This is a genomic window from Bradyrhizobium sp. LB14.3 (assembly GCF_040547985.1).
Taxonomy (GTDB): Bacteria; Pseudomonadota; Alphaproteobacteria; order Rhizobiales; family Xanthobacteraceae; genus Bradyrhizobium.
The window spans coordinates 259,322-274,405 of the sequence record NZ_JBEPQT010000005.1 but is presented as its reverse complement, the minus strand read 5'-3'; the positions used below and the strand labels follow the sequence as shown (position 1 = coordinate 274,405).

The 15,084-nt window shown below is 63.7% G+C and carries 11 protein-coding genes; 9 read left to right on the top strand and 2 right to left on the bottom strand.

What is annotated here, in order from left to right:
* Positions 1 to 117: 117 nt before the first annotated feature.
* Positions 118 to 381 carry a hypothetical protein gene (locus ABIB00_RS13840; protein ID WP_247341496.1) on the bottom strand — a complete coding sequence of 88 codons (264 nt, stop codon included), beginning with the start codon at positions 379 to 381 and terminating at the stop codon, positions 118 to 120.
* 280 nt (positions 382 to 661) lie between these two features.
* Between ABIB00_RS13840 and ABIB00_RS13835 the strand changes: the two genes are divergently transcribed.
* From ABIB00_RS13835 to ABIB00_RS13795, 9 genes are all read left to right on the top strand, one after another.
* Positions 662 to 1,900 (top strand): SMP-30/gluconolactonase/LRE family protein, encoded by a 1,239-nt coding sequence (locus tag ABIB00_RS13835; protein ID WP_354104711.1) that lies wholly within the window; start codon positions 662 to 664, stop codon positions 1,898 to 1,900.
* 534 nt (positions 1,901 to 2,434) lie between these two features.
* A complete protein-coding gene (locus ABIB00_RS13830; protein WP_354104710.1) occupies positions 2,435 to 3,538 on the top strand; it encodes an NAD(P)/FAD-dependent oxidoreductase in 1,104 nt (367 codons plus the stop codon).
* 250 nt (positions 3,539 to 3,788) lie between these two features.
* On the top strand, positions 3,789 to 5,033 hold the full coding sequence (locus tag ABIB00_RS13825; protein WP_247442277.1) for an ABC transporter substrate-binding protein: 1,245 nt from the start codon (positions 3,789 to 3,791) through the stop codon (positions 5,031 to 5,033).
* 91 nt (positions 5,034 to 5,124) lie between these two features.
* Positions 5,125 to 6,000: a branched-chain amino acid ABC transporter permease gene (locus tag ABIB00_RS13820; RefSeq protein ID WP_247341487.1), complete on the top strand. Its 876-nt coding sequence runs from the start codon at positions 5,125 to 5,127 to the stop codon at positions 5,998 to 6,000.
* Position 6,001: 1 nt separating this feature from the next.
* The gene (locus tag ABIB00_RS13815) at positions 6,002 to 6,928 is read left to right on the top strand and encodes a branched-chain amino acid ABC transporter permease (protein WP_354053239.1); all 927 of its coding nucleotides are present in this window, start codon (positions 6,002 to 6,004) and stop codon (positions 6,926 to 6,928) included.
* Positions 6,928 to 8,409 carry an ATP-binding cassette domain-containing protein gene (locus tag ABIB00_RS13810; protein ID WP_247442279.1) on the top strand — a complete coding sequence of 494 codons (1,482 nt, stop codon included), beginning with the start codon at positions 6,928 to 6,930 and terminating at the stop codon, positions 8,407 to 8,409. Before ABIB00_RS13815 ends, ABIB00_RS13810 begins: the two co-directional genes overlap by 1 nt.
* 37 nt (positions 8,410 to 8,446) lie before the next feature.
* Entirely contained in the window at positions 8,447 to 9,685 is a 1,239-nt protein-coding gene (locus ABIB00_RS13805; protein WP_247341481.1) for an ABC transporter substrate-binding protein, read from the top strand.
* A gap of 173 nt (positions 9,686 to 9,858) precedes the next feature.
* The gene (gene uvrA, locus ABIB00_RS13800) at positions 9,859 to 12,372 is read left to right on the top strand and encodes an excinuclease ABC subunit UvrA (RefSeq protein WP_354104709.1); all 2,514 of its coding nucleotides are present in this window, start codon (positions 9,859 to 9,861) and stop codon (positions 12,370 to 12,372) included.
* A gap of 156 nt (positions 12,373 to 12,528) precedes the next feature.
* Positions 12,529 to 13,839: an ABC transporter substrate-binding protein gene (locus ABIB00_RS13795; protein ID WP_247341476.1), complete on the top strand. Its 1,311-nt coding sequence runs from the start codon at positions 12,529 to 12,531 to the stop codon at positions 13,837 to 13,839.
* 64 nt (positions 13,840 to 13,903) lie between these two features.
* Here the strand turns inward: ABIB00_RS13795 and ABIB00_RS13790 are convergent, their stop codons facing one another.
* Positions 13,904 to 15,073, bottom strand: a complete 1,170-nt coding sequence (locus tag ABIB00_RS13790) for a Gfo/Idh/MocA family protein (RefSeq protein WP_354104708.1) — start codon at positions 15,071 to 15,073, stop codon at positions 13,904 to 13,906.
* Positions 15,074 to 15,084 lie beyond the last annotated feature (11 nt).

The following is a 15,084-nucleotide window of genomic DNA, read 5'->3' as shown; positions in this document are numbered from 1 at the left end:
TCTAGACGAAAAATAGGAGCAACTGCAACGCCAAAAGATGGACAGAAAGGCTGACGTGATTGCAGCGCGGGCGATATCACCAGATGTGCTGCAAGTGCTTGCGCCTTCCGCCGGTAGCTATCCCGTGCGGCGAGCGCGAGCCCTGGTCTCCCAGCGGTCCAGCATCTGACCCAGCTCGCCGGTCGCGACCGGCGCGGCTTTATCGGCGTTCGCGACCTCGTTGGTGTTGGCCGGCGCGTTGGCACCGAGCCACTCCGGCTCGGAGTACTCGCGCCAGCGGCGCGCCTCAGCTCGCCTTTTGCGGGAGACGTGGTCGCGGGTGAAATAGCCGGCCGCAAATGCAATCCCGAGCAGCAAAACCAGTACGACGACAGCGACCACGGCGAACTCCGACTTTACACCCCGAGTGACGTTCTGCCAGCGTCGCGCAGGAGGTCAAGGCTTGACATGCTCCACAGTTTGGCAACGCTCCGAAGGCGTTCCGGGGAAGCCGTCACGCGGGGACGAATTTGTCGTTTCCATGTTCGACGTTCCCACGCTTTTGCCGGCCCGATATCACGCTGAGGATGCGTACCTCCCCCTCGCAACCGCCATCGGACCGGACTAACTTGCCCTGCTCGGCCGGATCAACCGGCTAGCCGAACATGACCGGGAGGACGCGATGACACGCCAGGAAGCTCGTGACCACGAGCAGCGTGACCAGGATGCTGCGCTTTCACGACGAACACTCGTTCAGGGGCTCGCGCTGGGTGCTGCCGCCACAATGGCCGGCGCCGGCTCCGCGCTGGCCCAGACCGGACCCGCCGCACCGCCGACGACGATCACCACCCCGCCACGCGATTTCGGTCCCAACGGTGCCCCGACCACCTATTTCTGGGATCCCGACATCATTGCGGTCGATCCGTCCTTCAACGATCTCGCCCAGCCCAACACGGCGATCAAGCGTCTCTATACGGGCGTGCTGTGGGCTGAAGGCCCGGCGTGGAGTGCACAAGGCCGCTATCTGCTGTGGAGCGACATTCCCAACAACCGGCAGATGCGCTGGAGCGAGGACGACGGCCGCGTCAGCGTGTTTCGTTCGCCGTCCAACAATTCCAACGGCAACTCGTTCGACTTTCAGGGCCGCCAGCTCTCCTGCGAACATTTGACCCGGCGGGTGACGCGCTACGACCACGACGGCACCGCGACCGTGCTTTGCGACAATTACAACGGCAAGAAGCTGAACTCGCCTAACGATGTCGTCGCGCATCCCGACGGCAGTTACTGGTTTACCGATCCGCCCTATGGCGGCCAGCTCTACGAAGGCGAGCCCGATGCCGCAGGCGGTCCAACCAACTCCGGCGGCAAGCTCAATCCGCGGATTGGGCAGCCGGCCGGCTTCGTGCCGGGCAAGCGCGAACTGCCGACCAATTGCTATCGCATCGATCCCTCGGGCCGTGTCGATCTCGTCGTCACCGAGGAGCAGGTGCCAGATCCGAACGGCCTGTGCTTTTCGCCGGACTTCAAGAAGCTTTACGTCGTGTCGACCGGCAAGGGACCCGGCGACACCGGGCCCGGCGGCAAGGGCGAGATCTTCGTGTTCGACGTTGGCGGCGACAACAAGCTCACCAACCAAAAGCGGTTCAGCGAGTGCGTGATCGACGGCGTGAAGTGCGGGCCGGACGGCGTGCGCTGCGACGTCAACGGCAATGTCTGGACCGCCAGCAACGCCGGCCGCGCCGTCGGCTACAACGGCGTGACGGTGTGGTCGCCGGACGGCAAGCTGCTCGGCCGCATCCGGCTGCCCGAAGTGTGCGGCAACATCTGCTTCGGTGGCCCCAAGCGCAACCGTCTCTTCATGGCCGCGAGCCAGTCGCTCTATGCGGTATATACGGCCACGCAAGGCGCAGGGCCCGGCTGAGCCCGCGCGAGAGATCGCAAGCACGGGCGTCGGCGTGGACCGCCGGCGCCCGATCGCTTTCCGCGGGTGCGATCTGCACAAATAACGGTCACGAGCACCGCGGCGAACTTGCGCGTTGTGACAGCAGTTCGAACGCGTGCGCAGAGTTGCGGTTCCCTGGTCGCAATCAAGTTACGCCTCGGGCAAATCTCCGCCATCAATCCAACGAAGATTGAATGGCACGCCAAGGCCGCAGTGCGGCGCGAAGGCATGCTGCTCTTCGTTCCCGCGCCCGGCTTGAACCGGGAGTTGCGCGATGCGCCGTATGCCAAACGACACCATCATCGTCAGCGTTGGGACCCAGCAATTCGTGACTGAGTTTGGAGACCCGGGCCTGCCGACAATGACGTCGTCATTGCATCGATGAAAAACAGATCGTCCGCCGCGTTCAGCGGAGACTCCGGTAGTTCCATCAGCGATCATGCGCATGGCGGCTGGAGGGGGGTCCATACCGCGGATCTCCATGCGAAGGATTTCATTGTGTAGAGGGAATTCATGCGCGTTGTGATTTGCGGCGGCGGCGTGATCGGGGCCTGCACCGCCTGGTTTCTCCGCCGCCGCGGCATCGACGTCATCGTCGTGGAGCGGACAGACGTCGCGGCCGCAGCATCAGGCAAGGCGGGCGGCTTCCTCGCGCGCAACTGGTGCGAGGGCTCGCCGCTCGATGCGCTGGCGCGACGGAGCTTTGCGATTCATGCGCAACTGCCGGAAGAGATCGCAGGCGATTGGGGCTATCGCCCGATGACCGCTTATAGCGGCTTCGTTGCTGCCGATGGCCATCCGCGCAGGGATGCACCCTCCGCGCTCGGCTGGCTCAGCAACGGCGTCATCATCGCACAGCGCATCGGCACGACGGAGACCACTGCGATCGTTCACCCCAAAAAATTCACCTCAGCCGTGATGAACGCGGCGCTCGCGCAAGGCGCCGAGCTTCGTTCCGGCAACATGGCCGGTATCATGCGCGATGCGGACGGCACGACCGCGACGGGCGTCGAGGTCGACGGCCGCACCGTGGAGGCGGACGCCGTCGTGATCGCGATGGGACCATGGTCGCTGCTCGCCGCGCAATGGATGAGCCTGCCCGCCGTCTTCGGCCAGCGCAGCCCGAGCATCGTGTACGACACCGGCACGGATGCCCCGGCCGATGCGCTGTTTCTGGAGTCCGAAGAGAATGGCAGCGCCGTGTCAGCCGAGGTCTTTCCTCGCGCTGACGGCAGCACGCATATCACCGCTCTCTCCGACTTCGCGCCGCTTCCGCTCGATCCGGCCGCTGTGACGCCGGACCACGACGCGATCGCGCGCCTGCAAACCATGTCCGAGCGGCTGTCGCCGCTGTTCCGCTCCGAGAGGATCATTGCGCGGCAGGCTTGCTTCCGGCCGCTGACACAGGACGGCCTGCCGCTGATCGGCCGGGTACCGCAGAGCGACGGCCTCTATGTTGCGACCGGGCACAATGTGTGGGGCATCCTGAATGCACCCGCCACGGGCGAGGCAATGGCGCAACTGATCGCCGAGGGTGCGACGCGCAACGTCGACATCTCGCCCTTCGATCCCGCCCGGCTCGAGCCGCTCGATCCGTGGCTGCTGCGAGCGTGCTGAGCCAACGCGACGGCATCGCAATTCAACGATCCGGTTGCTGGGCGCGATAGCAGCGCATGCCTACCGACGAAATCTGCATGCCTGCGCGTGAAACGGGTCCGGCAGCTCTCCCGCCCGCTATTTGCGCAGCGCTAGACTTTAGTTCGTCTGTCGCAATCCTGAACGCGGTTTCACTTGCCGAGAATGCCTCCGCCGGTATAGTTGCCGACATAATGGCTCACAAGAGGCCTTTTCAAAGGGAGAGAATAACATGAAGAAACGACTCTCTGTAGCATTGCGAATATCGCTCGGTGCGGCCGCGGCCGGTGCGTTGATGACGGCGTCAGGCGCGGCACTTGCCGCCGATCCCATCAAGATCGGCGTGATCGCGGAAGCGCAGGCGATTGCCGGCGCCTCCATCCCTCAGGCGGCACAGCTTGCCGCCGACGAGATCAACGCCACTGGCGGCGTCGACGGCCGCAAGATCGAGATCATCGGATACGACAATCACTCCTCCTCGGCAGATTCAGTGCGCGCGTTCCAACGCGCGGTGAACGAGGACAAGGTGCAGGTCGTCATCGCCAGCTACATCAGCGAGGTCGTGCTGGCGCTCGAGCCCTGGGCTTCGCGGCTGAAAACGCCGTTCGTGACGCCCGGTGCTGCTTCCAACGAGATCAGCAAAAGCGTCCACGCCGATTACGAGAAGAACAAGTATACGTTCCACGGCTATCTGACGTCAGCGGCACTGGCGCTCTCGGTTTGCGACGGCGCCAAGGACCTCCTCGTCGACAAGATGCACATGAAGACCGCGGTCATCATGAGCGAGGACGCCGCCTGGACCAAGCCGCTCGACGTCGGCTACGAGGAATGCCTGCCCAAGATCGGGCTCAAGGTGCTCGATCACATCCGCTTCTCGCCTGATACCACCGACTTCACGCCGATCTTCAACAAGATCGAGGGCTCAAAGCCCGACGTGATCATCACCGGTATCTCCCATGTCGGCGTGCAGCCGACGGTGCAGTGGAAGAACCAGCAGGTGCCGATCCCGATGTTCGGCATCTCGTCGCAGGCCACCAACGAGACTTTTGGCAAGGATACCAACCAGGCCGCTGAAGGCGTGCTCTACCAGGGCGTTTCCGGGCCCGGCGTCGCGGTGACGCCGAAGTCGGTGCCGTTCGCAGAAGCCTTCAAGAAGAAGTTCGGCAACTATCCCTCCTATGCCGGCTACACCTCTTACGACGAGGTGTACTACATCGCCGATGCCGTGAAGCGCGCCGGCTCGACCGACGCCGACAAGCTCGTCGATGCGCTCGAGAAGACCGACTGGGAAGGCACGATCGGCCGCGTCCAGTTCTACGGCAAGGACGATCCGTTCACCCACTCGATCAAATACGGCAAGGGCCTGATCACCGGACTGATGCTGCAATGGCAGGACGGCAAGCAGAGCGCAGTCTGGCCCAAGGATGTCGCCAAGGTCGACGTCAAGTTCCCGAGTTTCATCAAGCTCTCGAACTAGCCGGAACAGCTCCCGGGACCACTTCCCGGGAGCTTCCACACGCGGCTTTCCGCAGCACATTCCTCCAGCAAGATCGTCTGGCCAATCATAGATGCGAGCTTTCCAGATTCTGATTGATGGCTTTGCCATCAGCGCTCTCTACGCTCTCGGTGCCACCGGCTTCACACTGATCTTCGGTGTCTCTGGTGTGCTCAACCTCTCCCACGGTGCCATCATGGTGGCGGCAGCGGTGGCGGCCTGGGCCGCCGCCAGCATCCTCAATGTCGGCACCTATGCTGGCGCACTGATCGGCGTCGGAGTTGCCCTCCTGACAGCCTTTGCCACCTATTTCGCAGTGGTGAAGCCGATCCAGGACTCCCGGCGCATACCGAATGAAGAGAAGGAGATCTTCGTCCTCACCGGCACGCTGCTGTGGGGGATCATGATCCAGGAGGTGATCGCTTATTTCTTCACCAACAACGCCAAGACCGTGCTGCCGATCGTCGATGGCGTCGTCGAGATCCTCGGCGTCCGCACGCCCAAGAACGAGATCTTTACCGCGATCGTGTGCTGCTTCGTCATCGCGCTGTTGTGGCTCCTGGTGAACCGCACCCGCACCGGAAAGGCGGTGCTGGCGGCATCGATGAACCCGCGCGGCGTCACCCTGCTCGGGCTCGAGCTCACCAACATCTATGTCGTGGTGTGGGCGATCTACGGCATCCTCGCCGGCATCGCCGGCGTGCTGCTCGGAATGTTCCTCGGCGTCAGTTCCTACAGCGTCGGACCGCTGACGGCGAGCGCATTCTCGATCGTCGTGCTCGGCGGTCTCGGCAGCGTCTCCGGCTCGCTGATCGCGGCCTTCGTGGTCGGCTATCTCGAAACCCTCACGGCCTATCTGATCTCGCCGGCCTATCGCACCATTCCGGCGCTGCTGCTGCTCGTGTTCGTGATGTACATCCGGCCCCAGGGCCTTCTGGGGAGGCGCTGAGATGGCCAGCTTCTTTACGACACGCCTGTTCTTCATCTCGCTCACGCTCGTCATCATCGCGGCGACGCTGCCGCTCTACGTCTCCGGCTACGTGCTCGGGCTGCTCACCGTCGCGTTCTATTTCGGCGTGTTCGCGATGGCCTGGGACCTGCTGTTCGGCTTCGCCGGCGAGGTCAATTTCGGGCCGACCTTCCTGATCGGCGTCGGCGCCTACACCGCCGGCATCCTGAACGCCCAGTTCGGCTGGTCGGTTTATCTCTGCATCGTGCTCGGCGCGCTCGCCTCCGTGATCGCCGGCCTCGTGCTGGCGCTACCGGCACTTCGGGTGCGCGGACCGTATTTCGGCCTGACCACGCTGGTCGCGGTGCTGATGCTGCAGAATTTCATCGTGGTGTTTGCCGATCTCACCGGCGGCGAGATCGGCCTGACCATCCCGGATGTCATCACCATCAACGCCGGCGCCAACTACTGGATCGCGCTTGGCTTCATGACGATTTCGGCCGCGATCCTCTACGGCCTGTCGCAATCGCCGGTCGGGCTGGTGCTGCAGGCGAGCGGCCAGGACCCGGTGCAGGCCGGCGCGCTCGGCTTCAACATCGTCAAGCACAAGCTTGCCGCCTTCATCGTCAGCGCGTTCTTCTCAGGGTTGTCAGGCGCGCTGCTGGTGTTCTACTTCGGCACCGCCTCGGTCGGCACCGTGGTCGACGTCGCGGTCGGCGTCAACGTCATCGTCTCGGCCGTGCTGGGCGGCCGACGCACGGTACTTGGCGCGGCGCTGGGCGCGATCTTCCTGATCGTCGCCGGCGAATTCCTCAGGCCGACCGGCGAGCTCGCGACCTTCATCGTCTCGGCGGTCGCGCTTCTCGTCGTGCTGTTCTTCCCCGGCGGCTTCCTCGGAGCGGCTCTCTCGCGTGAGGCGCGCTCGTGATGGATATGAAGACTTCAAACCGGGTCGTGCTGGAAGTCCGCGGCCTGACCAAGCGCTTCGGCGGATTGACGGCGGTGAAGAACCTCGGCTTCGAGGTCAATAGCGGCGAGATTTTTGGCCTCATCGGGCCGAACGGCTCGGGCAAGTCGACCGCGATGAAGAGCGTGATGGGCATCGAGCGCCCGACCGCCGGCGAAGTGATCTTCGAAGGCGAGAACGTCGCCGGCCTTCCCGCGCACAAGATCGCGCGCAAGGGCTTTGGCATGGTGTTCCAGCACTCGCGGCCGCTGAACCGGCAGACGGTGCTGGAGAACATCATGGTGGCGCTGCTGCCGGACAGCCTGTTCATGCTGTTCCCGGACAAGGCGCTGGTCGAGCGCGCCAAATGGATCGCCGACCGCGTCGGTTTGGGCGCCGTCATGAACCGCCGCCCGCCGACGCTGCCCTTTGCCGACCTGCGCCGGCTCGAGCTTGCGAAAGCGATCGCGCGTGATCCGAAGGTGGTGCTGGTTGACGAACCCTTCGCTGGCCTGACGCGCGGCGAGGTCGACGTCTTCTCCGACCTGATCCGCAGTTTTCGCGACGAAGGCCGCGCGGTGATGCTGGTCGACCACAACGTCAAGAGCGTCGCGGCCCTGGTCGACCGCGTGCTCGCGATGTATCTCGGCGAGGAGATCGTCACCGGCAAGGCCGAGGACGTCATGAAGAACGAGACCGTGCGCCGGGTCTATCTCGGCGGCGCTATCGAGACCCACGCGCGGCCCGAGACCAGCTTCAAGGACAAGGTGCCGCTGCTCCAGGTCGAGAATGTCAGCGTGTTCTATGGCAAGGCGCAGGCGCTGGAGAACGTCTCGATCCACGTCCACGAGGGCGAATTCGTCTCGATCGTCGGCCTCAACGGCGCCGGCAAGACCACGCTGTTCAACACCATCTCCGGCTTCCTGCCTTATAGCGGCGAGATCGTGCGCGGAGGCGAGAAGCTGCGCGGCACGACGCCGGCCAAGATCGCGCGCAGCGGTCTTGTGCAGTGCCCGGAATCGCGAGAACTGTTCGGCGAGATGAGCGTTCGGGAAAACCTCGATCTCGGCGGTCAACATCTGACCGACGACAAGCGCGCGACGCAGCTCGCCTGGCTGTTCGAGCTGTTCCCGATCCTGAAGGAACGCCAGGGCCAAATGGCTCAGACGCTCTCCGGCGGCGAGCAGCAGATGCTCGCGATCGGCCGCGCGCTGATGATGCAGCCGCAGATCCTGATCCTGGACGAGCCAACGCTGGGCCTCGCCCCTGTCATCCTCGAACTCCTGTCCAAGGCGTTAACGAAACTGCGGCAGACGACGTCGATCACGGTGCTGCTCGGCGAGCAGAACGTGACGTTCGCGCTTCCACATGCCGACCGCGTCTATGTGCTCGAACATGCAAGGATCGTCTGGGAGGGCGATCCCGGCCGCTTCGCCGCGGAGGCTGGCGCCGATTTCCTGTAATTCACAGCCCAACAACAAAACAAGAAGGGAAACGACCATGCGACTATCTACGATTCTCGGCAGCAGCCTCCTCACCTCTGCGCTGGCGCTGTGCCTCGCCGCCCCCGCCTACGCGCAGTCGAATGATCCGATCAAGATCGGCGTCATCGCCGAAGTGCAGTCGATCGCGGGCGCCGCGACGCCCGGCGGCGCGCAGATCGCCGCCGACGAGATCAACGCCAAAGGCGGCATCCTCGGCCGCAAAATCGAGATCGTGACCTACGACAACAAGAGCTCCTCGGCGGACTCGGTACGCGCCTTCCAGCGTGCCGTGAGCGAGGACAAGGTGTCGGCCGTGATCGCGAGCTATATCAGCGAAGTCGTGCTGGCGCTCGAGCCCTGGGCGGCGCGGCTGAAGATGCCGCTGATCACGCCCGGCGCGGCCTCGAACGAGATCACCAAGGCGATCCACAACGACTACGAGAAGAACAAGTACACCTTCCACGGCTATCTGACCTCGGCGGCGCAAGCCCAGCTCGTCTGCGACGCTGCTAAGGACTTGCTCGTGGACAAGCTCAAGTTCAAGACGGCCGCGATCATGAGCGAGGACGCGGCCTGGACCAAGCCGCTCGACGTTGGCTACGAGGCCTGCCTTCCGAAAGCAGGCCTGAAGGTCGTCGAGCATGTGCGGTTCTCGCCCGACACCACCGACTTCACTCCGATCTTCAACAACATCGAGGGCAAGAAGCCGGACGTGATCGTCACCGGCATCTCTCATGTCGGCGTGCAGCCGACGGTGCAGTGGAAGAACCAGCAAGTGCCGATCCCGATGTTCGGCATCAGCGCGCAGGCGCTGAGCCCGACTTTCTGGAAGGACACCAATGGTGCCGCCGACGGAGTGCCGTCGCTGGCGGTCGCCACGCCCGACGTCGCCGTGACCTCCAAGACAAAGCCGTTCGCGGCGGCGTTCCAGGCCAAGTTCGGCTCGCCGCCGGCCTATACCGGCTACACCGCCTATGACGAGGTCTACTTCATCACGGAGGCGATCAAGCGCGCGGGCTCGACCGATCCCGACAAGATGGTCACCGAGCTCGAAAAGACCGACTACGAGGGCACGATCGGCCGCATCCAGTTCTACGGCAAGGACGACGAGTTCACCCACGGCATCAAGTCCGGTCCCACGACCGTATCCGGTCTGGTCTTCCAGTGGCAGGACAGCAAGCAGATCGTGGTCTGGCCCGAGAAGATCGCGGAGGGCAAGCTGAAGTTTCCGAGCTTCGTGAAGCTGTCGCAGTAGCACTTCGGGCTGGGCGCCGGGCTCGGTACCGAGCGCCCCATCACCCTTGCAAGGCCCGTCGCTTCAACTGCGACGGGCCTTCGCTTTGTGCAGAACGCAGCTGGTGCGCTGGCATCGGAGGACCCATCCTGCGATCTTGCCGTTAACCTCCTATGCGCGGCTGGAACAGCCAGATGGACGACCGACCAAGACAACCCGATAGACTGATGCAGGACGACGGCTTCGTTCGTGTGCGAGGCGCGCGTGAGCACAACCTCAGGAACGTCGACGTTCGCATTCCCCGCAACGCCCTCGTCGTGTTCACGGGCGTGTCGGGATCAGGGAAATCCTCGCTCGCCTTTGGAACGATCTATGCCGAGGCGCAGCGTCGATATCTGGAATCGGTGTCGCCTTACGCGCGGCGGCTGTTCCACCAGATGCAAATCCCAGAGGTTGACGACATCGAAGGCCTGCCGCCCGCCGTAGCGCTCCAGCAGCAGCGCGGCGCGCCGACGACGAGGTCGTCTGTCGGCAGCGTGACCACCATCTCGAACCTGCTCAGGATGCTCTACTCCCGTGCCGGCGATTACCCGCGCGGACAACCGATGCTCTATGCGGAATCGTTCTCGCCGAACACGCCGGAAGGAGCCTGCCCGACCTGTCACGGTATCGGCAGGATGCTCGACGTCACCGAAAAATCCATGGTGCCCGACGACACCAGGACCATCCGCGAGCGCGCCGTCGCGGCCTGGCCGAGTGCCTGGCAGGGGCAGAACCTCCGGGACATCCTGACGACGCTCGGTTACGACGTGGACAAGCCCTGGCGTGAGCTGCCCAAAAAGAACCGCGACTGGATCCTGTTCACGGAGGAGCAGCCGACCGTTCCGGTCTATGCCGGTTACACTGCGGCCGAGGTCAAACGAGCCCTTCGCCGCAAGGAGGAGCCGAGCTATCAGGGCACTTTCACCGGCGCAAAGCGCTACGTGATGCAGACCTATGCCAAGTCGGAGAGTGCGATGATGAAGCGCCGCGTCGCGCAATTCATGATCACCCAGGACTGCCCGACCTGCCACGGCACGCGATTGAAGCCCGAGGCGCTGAAGGTCAAATTCGCCGGCCTCAATATCGCCGAGATGTCGCATCTGCCGCTCAAGCAGCTGCAGGAGGTGATAAAGCCGTTCGCAAGGGCATCGACGGAAGGGGCATCGGAGAAGACCATCGTCGCCAGGCGCATCAGCGAGGATCTGTCGGCGCGACTAGCCGTCCTGCTCGACCTCGGCCTCGGCTATCTCGCTTGCGAGCGCAGCACGCCGACGCTGTCGCCGGGCGAGTTGCAGCGGCTGCGACTTGCGACGCAGGTCCGCTCCAACCTGTTCGGCGTCGTCTACGTGCTCGACGAGCCCTCCGCAGGCTTGCATCCCGCCGACACCGAAGCGCTGCTGCGGGCGCTGGACCGGCTGAAGCACGTGGGCAATTCAATCTTCGTGGTCGAGCACGAGATCGAGGTGATCCGGCATGCCGATTGGCTGGTGGATGTCGGCCCTGACGCCGGCGAAGGCGGCGGGAGCATCCTCTACAGTGGGCCAGCCGGTGGGCTTGGCCAAATCGAACAATCGCGAACCGCTCGTTATCTCACGCATCCACGAAAGCCGCTGCCGACGGTCCGTCGCGCGCCGAAGGGGCATCTGAAAGTCCGGGGGGTGACCCGGAATAATCTTCACAGCCTCAGCGTCGATATCCCACTGGGTGTTCTCACCAGCGTGACCGGCGTGTCGGGCTCCGGCAAATCGAGCCTGATCAGCCAATTCCTCGTCGATGCCTTGGCGGAGCATCTCGGCCATACACGTGGCGCGGAAGCGGACGACGACAGCCTGGCACCTACGGTCGAGACATTGGGCGGCAAGATTGTTGGCGGCCTCGACCAGATCAATCGCCTCGTCGTGGTGGATCAGAAGCCGATCGGCCGCACGCCGCGATCCAACCTAGCGACCTATACCGGCCTGTTCGACCATGTCCGGAAGCTGTTCGCCGCGACGCCGCAGGCAAAATCCCGCCGCTACGATGCCGGACGCTTCTCCTTCAATGTCGCGAAAGGCCGATGCAGCACCTGCGAGGGCGAAGGATTTGTCTGCGTCGAGCTTCTGTTCCTGCCCAGCGTCTATGCGCCCTGCCCGACCTGCAAGGGCGCGCGCTACAACGACAAGACGCTCGAGGTGAAGATCCGCGGAAAATCCATCGCGGATGTGCTGGCGATGCGCGTCGACGAGGCCTACGAATTCTTCCGCGCAGATCCAACACTGAACCGCTCGCTAGCGGTCGTTCGCGAGGTTGGCCTCGGCTATATCCGCCTTGGCCAGTCCGCCACCGAATTGTCGGGCGGCGAAGCCCAGCGCATCAAGCTCGCGACCGAGCTCATGCGGCCGCAACGCGGTCACACGCTCTACGTCCTCGACGAGCCGACCACCGGTCTTCATCCGCAGGATGTCGAGCGGCTGATCGCTCAGCTCGAGCGGATCGTGGAGGCCGGCAACAGCGTGATCGTGGTCGAGCATGACATGGATGTCGTCTCTCACAGCGACTGGATCATCGATCTCGGCCCCGGCGCCGGTGACGAGGGCGGCCGTATCGTGGCATCGGGGACACCGCATCGGATCGCCGAAGCCGGCGGGAAGACCGCAAATTACCTTGCCGGTCGCTTGAAACAGTAGCGCACGATCTCATCGCCACTCATTTCGCAATTGCGTTCTGCGCCGCGGAGGAGGGACCCCGACTTTCGCCATGTTGACTTTCCGCCGTCCCGCTCCCCATACTTCGCAAAAAGATAAGCAAGACCAGTCATCGGACGGTTTTTGAGGGAGGATAGGATGCCGACTTCACGCAGGCAGCTGCTGAAGAGCTCGGCGGCTGCTGCCGCCGCACTCAGCCTCGATTGGACAAGGGCCCAGGCGCAAGCCGAGAATTTGCGCATCGGCCTGATCTACGACCTCACCGGCCCGTTCGCCGCCGGCGGCTCGGTCGCCTCCTCGGTCGGCGCACAGATCGCCATCGACCTCGTCAACGAAAAAGGCGGCATCGGCGGCAAGACCAAGATCGTGCCGGTCGCGGCGGACTCGCAGAGCAAGGCCGATGTCGCGATCAACGAGGCCGAGCGGCTGATCAGCCAGGAAAAGATCGACATCATCAACGGCGTCTATTCCAGCGCGCATGCGGTGCCGATGGCGGCAAAGGTGGAGCAGCAGAAGAAGATCCTCTGGATCACGACCGCGGTGTCGACCGCCGTGTTCAAGGACAAGAACCTGCAATATGTCTTTCGCGCGCAGATCCATTCCGACCAATATGGACAGGCCTTTGCCGGCTTTATGAGCGAGCACGCCAAGGCCAAGCTCGGCATGGAGCCAAAGGACGTCAAGATCGCGTTGATCCACGAGGACGGCCCTTACGGTGTTGGCGTCGCCGCCGCAGACGAGGCCTATGCGAAAGAAGCCGGACTTCAGATCGTGCTGAAAGAGGGTTATTCGGCTTCGGCCCCGGATTTGTCGGTGCTGGTCACAAAAATCAAACGCGCCAAGGCCGACGTGATTTCGCATGCCGGCTACAACCCCGACATCACCCTGTTCCTGCGCCAGGCCCGCGAGAGCGGCCTGCGCTTCAAGATGCTGTTCGGCGCGGGCGCCGGCTATAGCCAGCTCGACAAGCTGCGCGCGACTTTCGGCGCAGACATCGACAATTTCTGCAACATCGATCCGGTGCCGGCGCAGCTGCTCGATCCCGCCAAGCTTGCGCCTGGAATCGGCGATCTGACCAAGACCATGGTCTCGCGCTACCAGACCAAGACCGGCGCGACCGACGTGCCGCCGCACTGCTCGATGGGTTTCAACCAGACCTGGGTGCTGCTCAACAACGTACTGCCGGTCGCCAAGGAAAAGTACGGCAGTTTCGAGCCGGATGCCATTCGCAAAGCCGCGCTCGACGTCGACATCCCCGCCGGCGGCACCATCCAGGGCTACGGCGTGAAATTCTTCCCGCCCGGCACGCCGCTTTCCGGCCAGAACGAACGCTCGACGCCGGTCGTGATGCAGAATGCAGGCGAGCACATCTCGGTGGTGTGGCCGACGAACATCAGGACGCAAGACCCGGTATTCCCGCTGCCGAAGGGGTCGACTTACGGGACGTAGGATTGAAGCCGCGCAGACGGTGCGTCCCTCTTCCCTTGTGGGAGAGGGTGGCTCGCCGCTCGCCCTACAACACCACCCTTCGCCCCTCCTCCGCCGCCCAATAGCCGGCGTAGTTCACCTTGATCGTCTCATACGCCAGCGCAAGGTCGGACAGCGGCGGCCTTCCGCTCGCGGCGCATTCCATGAAGTCCTGGATTTCCTGGAGATAGCCGCGCGTCCATTCCTCCTCGAGGCAGACATATTGCCAGCCGGTCTTGCGGTCGACTTTTTCGGTGATGTAGACCGAGGCGAGCTTCTCTTCGGAGGTCTGGTAGCTCATCAGATGCGTGTTCGGCGTGATGTTGGCGAACAGCGAGCCGCCTGACGTATAGGTCTCGATCAGATTGCGCACGCCGCCCATGATCATGTCGCCGGAGAACACCGTCGCCTTGGTACCGTCCGAGAAGGTGGCGGTGAGTGTGCCCCAATCCTCGACGTCGACGGGATTGGCCTTGATGTAAGTGCGCTCCTCCGGCTTGAGGATGGCCGTGACATTGCCGACATCGCCGGTGACGCTGGCGACGCGGATAGTCTCGCCGCGCGCCTTGGCTTCGACCTGCTTGAGATACAGCACCGCGGAGAGCGGATGGCAGCCCATCCGGATCAACGAGCCGCCGCCGGTCATCGCCCATTGCGCGGCATGGGCCGCATGCGAGCCGGAATGACTCTCCTCGCCCTTCATGAACAGGATTTTGTCTTTCGTCGCCCTGATGATCTCCGCGGTCTTGGTCACCGCGGGTGCGTAGATCCAGTCCTCGGCATACATGAAGAGCTTTCCGGTACGTTCGATCGCGGCTCGTGTCGCGTCCATCTCCTCCAGCACGCGCTCGTACATCAGCGCCTTCGGCACATGCTTGCCGATCGGCTGCTCGTCGCCCGCCCGACCAAAATAGCCGGCGAAGGGTTTTTCACAGATCACGTGCTTGCCGGCTTGCATGGCGGCCACGATCATTTCGGCATGCAGATTGGGCGGCGTGCAGATGTCGATGACGTCGAGTTCGCGGTCTGCGATCAGCTCGGTGAAGCTGCGATAGACCCGTGGGATCTGGTGGCGGCCAGCGAATTCGACGACGCGGTCGCCGCGCGCAGCGACCGCCGCGACCTCGACATCCACGCCGTAGACGCGCCGGAACGCATACATATGCAGCTCCGACACGAAGCCGCAGCCGACGAGTCCCACCCTGATCTTTGCCATAGCGCCCCTTA

Excerpts from the sequence above, each read along its gene's own strand:
- ABIB00_RS13835 (WP_354104711.1), top strand. The coding sequence starts at position 662 with ATGACACGCCAGGAAGCTCGTGACCACGAGCAGCGTGACCAGGATGCT.
- ABIB00_RS13830 (WP_354104710.1), top strand. The coding sequence starts at position 2,435 with ATGCGCGTTGTGATTTGCGGCGGCGGCGTGATCGGGGCCTGCACCGCC.
- ABIB00_RS13825 (WP_247442277.1), top strand. The coding sequence starts at position 3,789 with ATGAAGAAACGACTCTCTGTAGCATTGCGAATATCGCTCGGTGCGGCC.
- ABIB00_RS13820 (WP_247341487.1), top strand. The coding sequence starts at position 5,125 with ATGCGAGCTTTCCAGATTCTGATTGATGGCTTTGCCATCAGCGCTCTC.
- ABIB00_RS13815 (WP_354053239.1), top strand. The coding sequence starts at position 6,002 with ATGGCCAGCTTCTTTACGACACGCCTGTTCTTCATCTCGCTCACGCTC.
- ABIB00_RS13810 (WP_247442279.1), top strand. The coding sequence starts at position 6,928 with ATGGATATGAAGACTTCAAACCGGGTCGTGCTGGAAGTCCGCGGCCTG.
- ABIB00_RS13805 (WP_247341481.1), top strand. The coding sequence starts at position 8,447 with ATGCGACTATCTACGATTCTCGGCAGCAGCCTCCTCACCTCTGCGCTG.
- uvrA (WP_354104709.1), top strand. The coding sequence starts at position 9,859 with ATGGACGACCGACCAAGACAACCCGATAGACTGATGCAGGACGACGGC.
- ABIB00_RS13795 (WP_247341476.1), top strand. The coding sequence starts at position 12,529 with ATGCCGACTTCACGCAGGCAGCTGCTGAAGAGCTCGGCGGCTGCTGCC.
- ABIB00_RS13790 (WP_354104708.1), bottom strand. The coding sequence starts at position 15,073 with ATGGCAAAGATCAGGGTGGGACTCGTCGGCTGCGGCTTCGTGTCGGAG.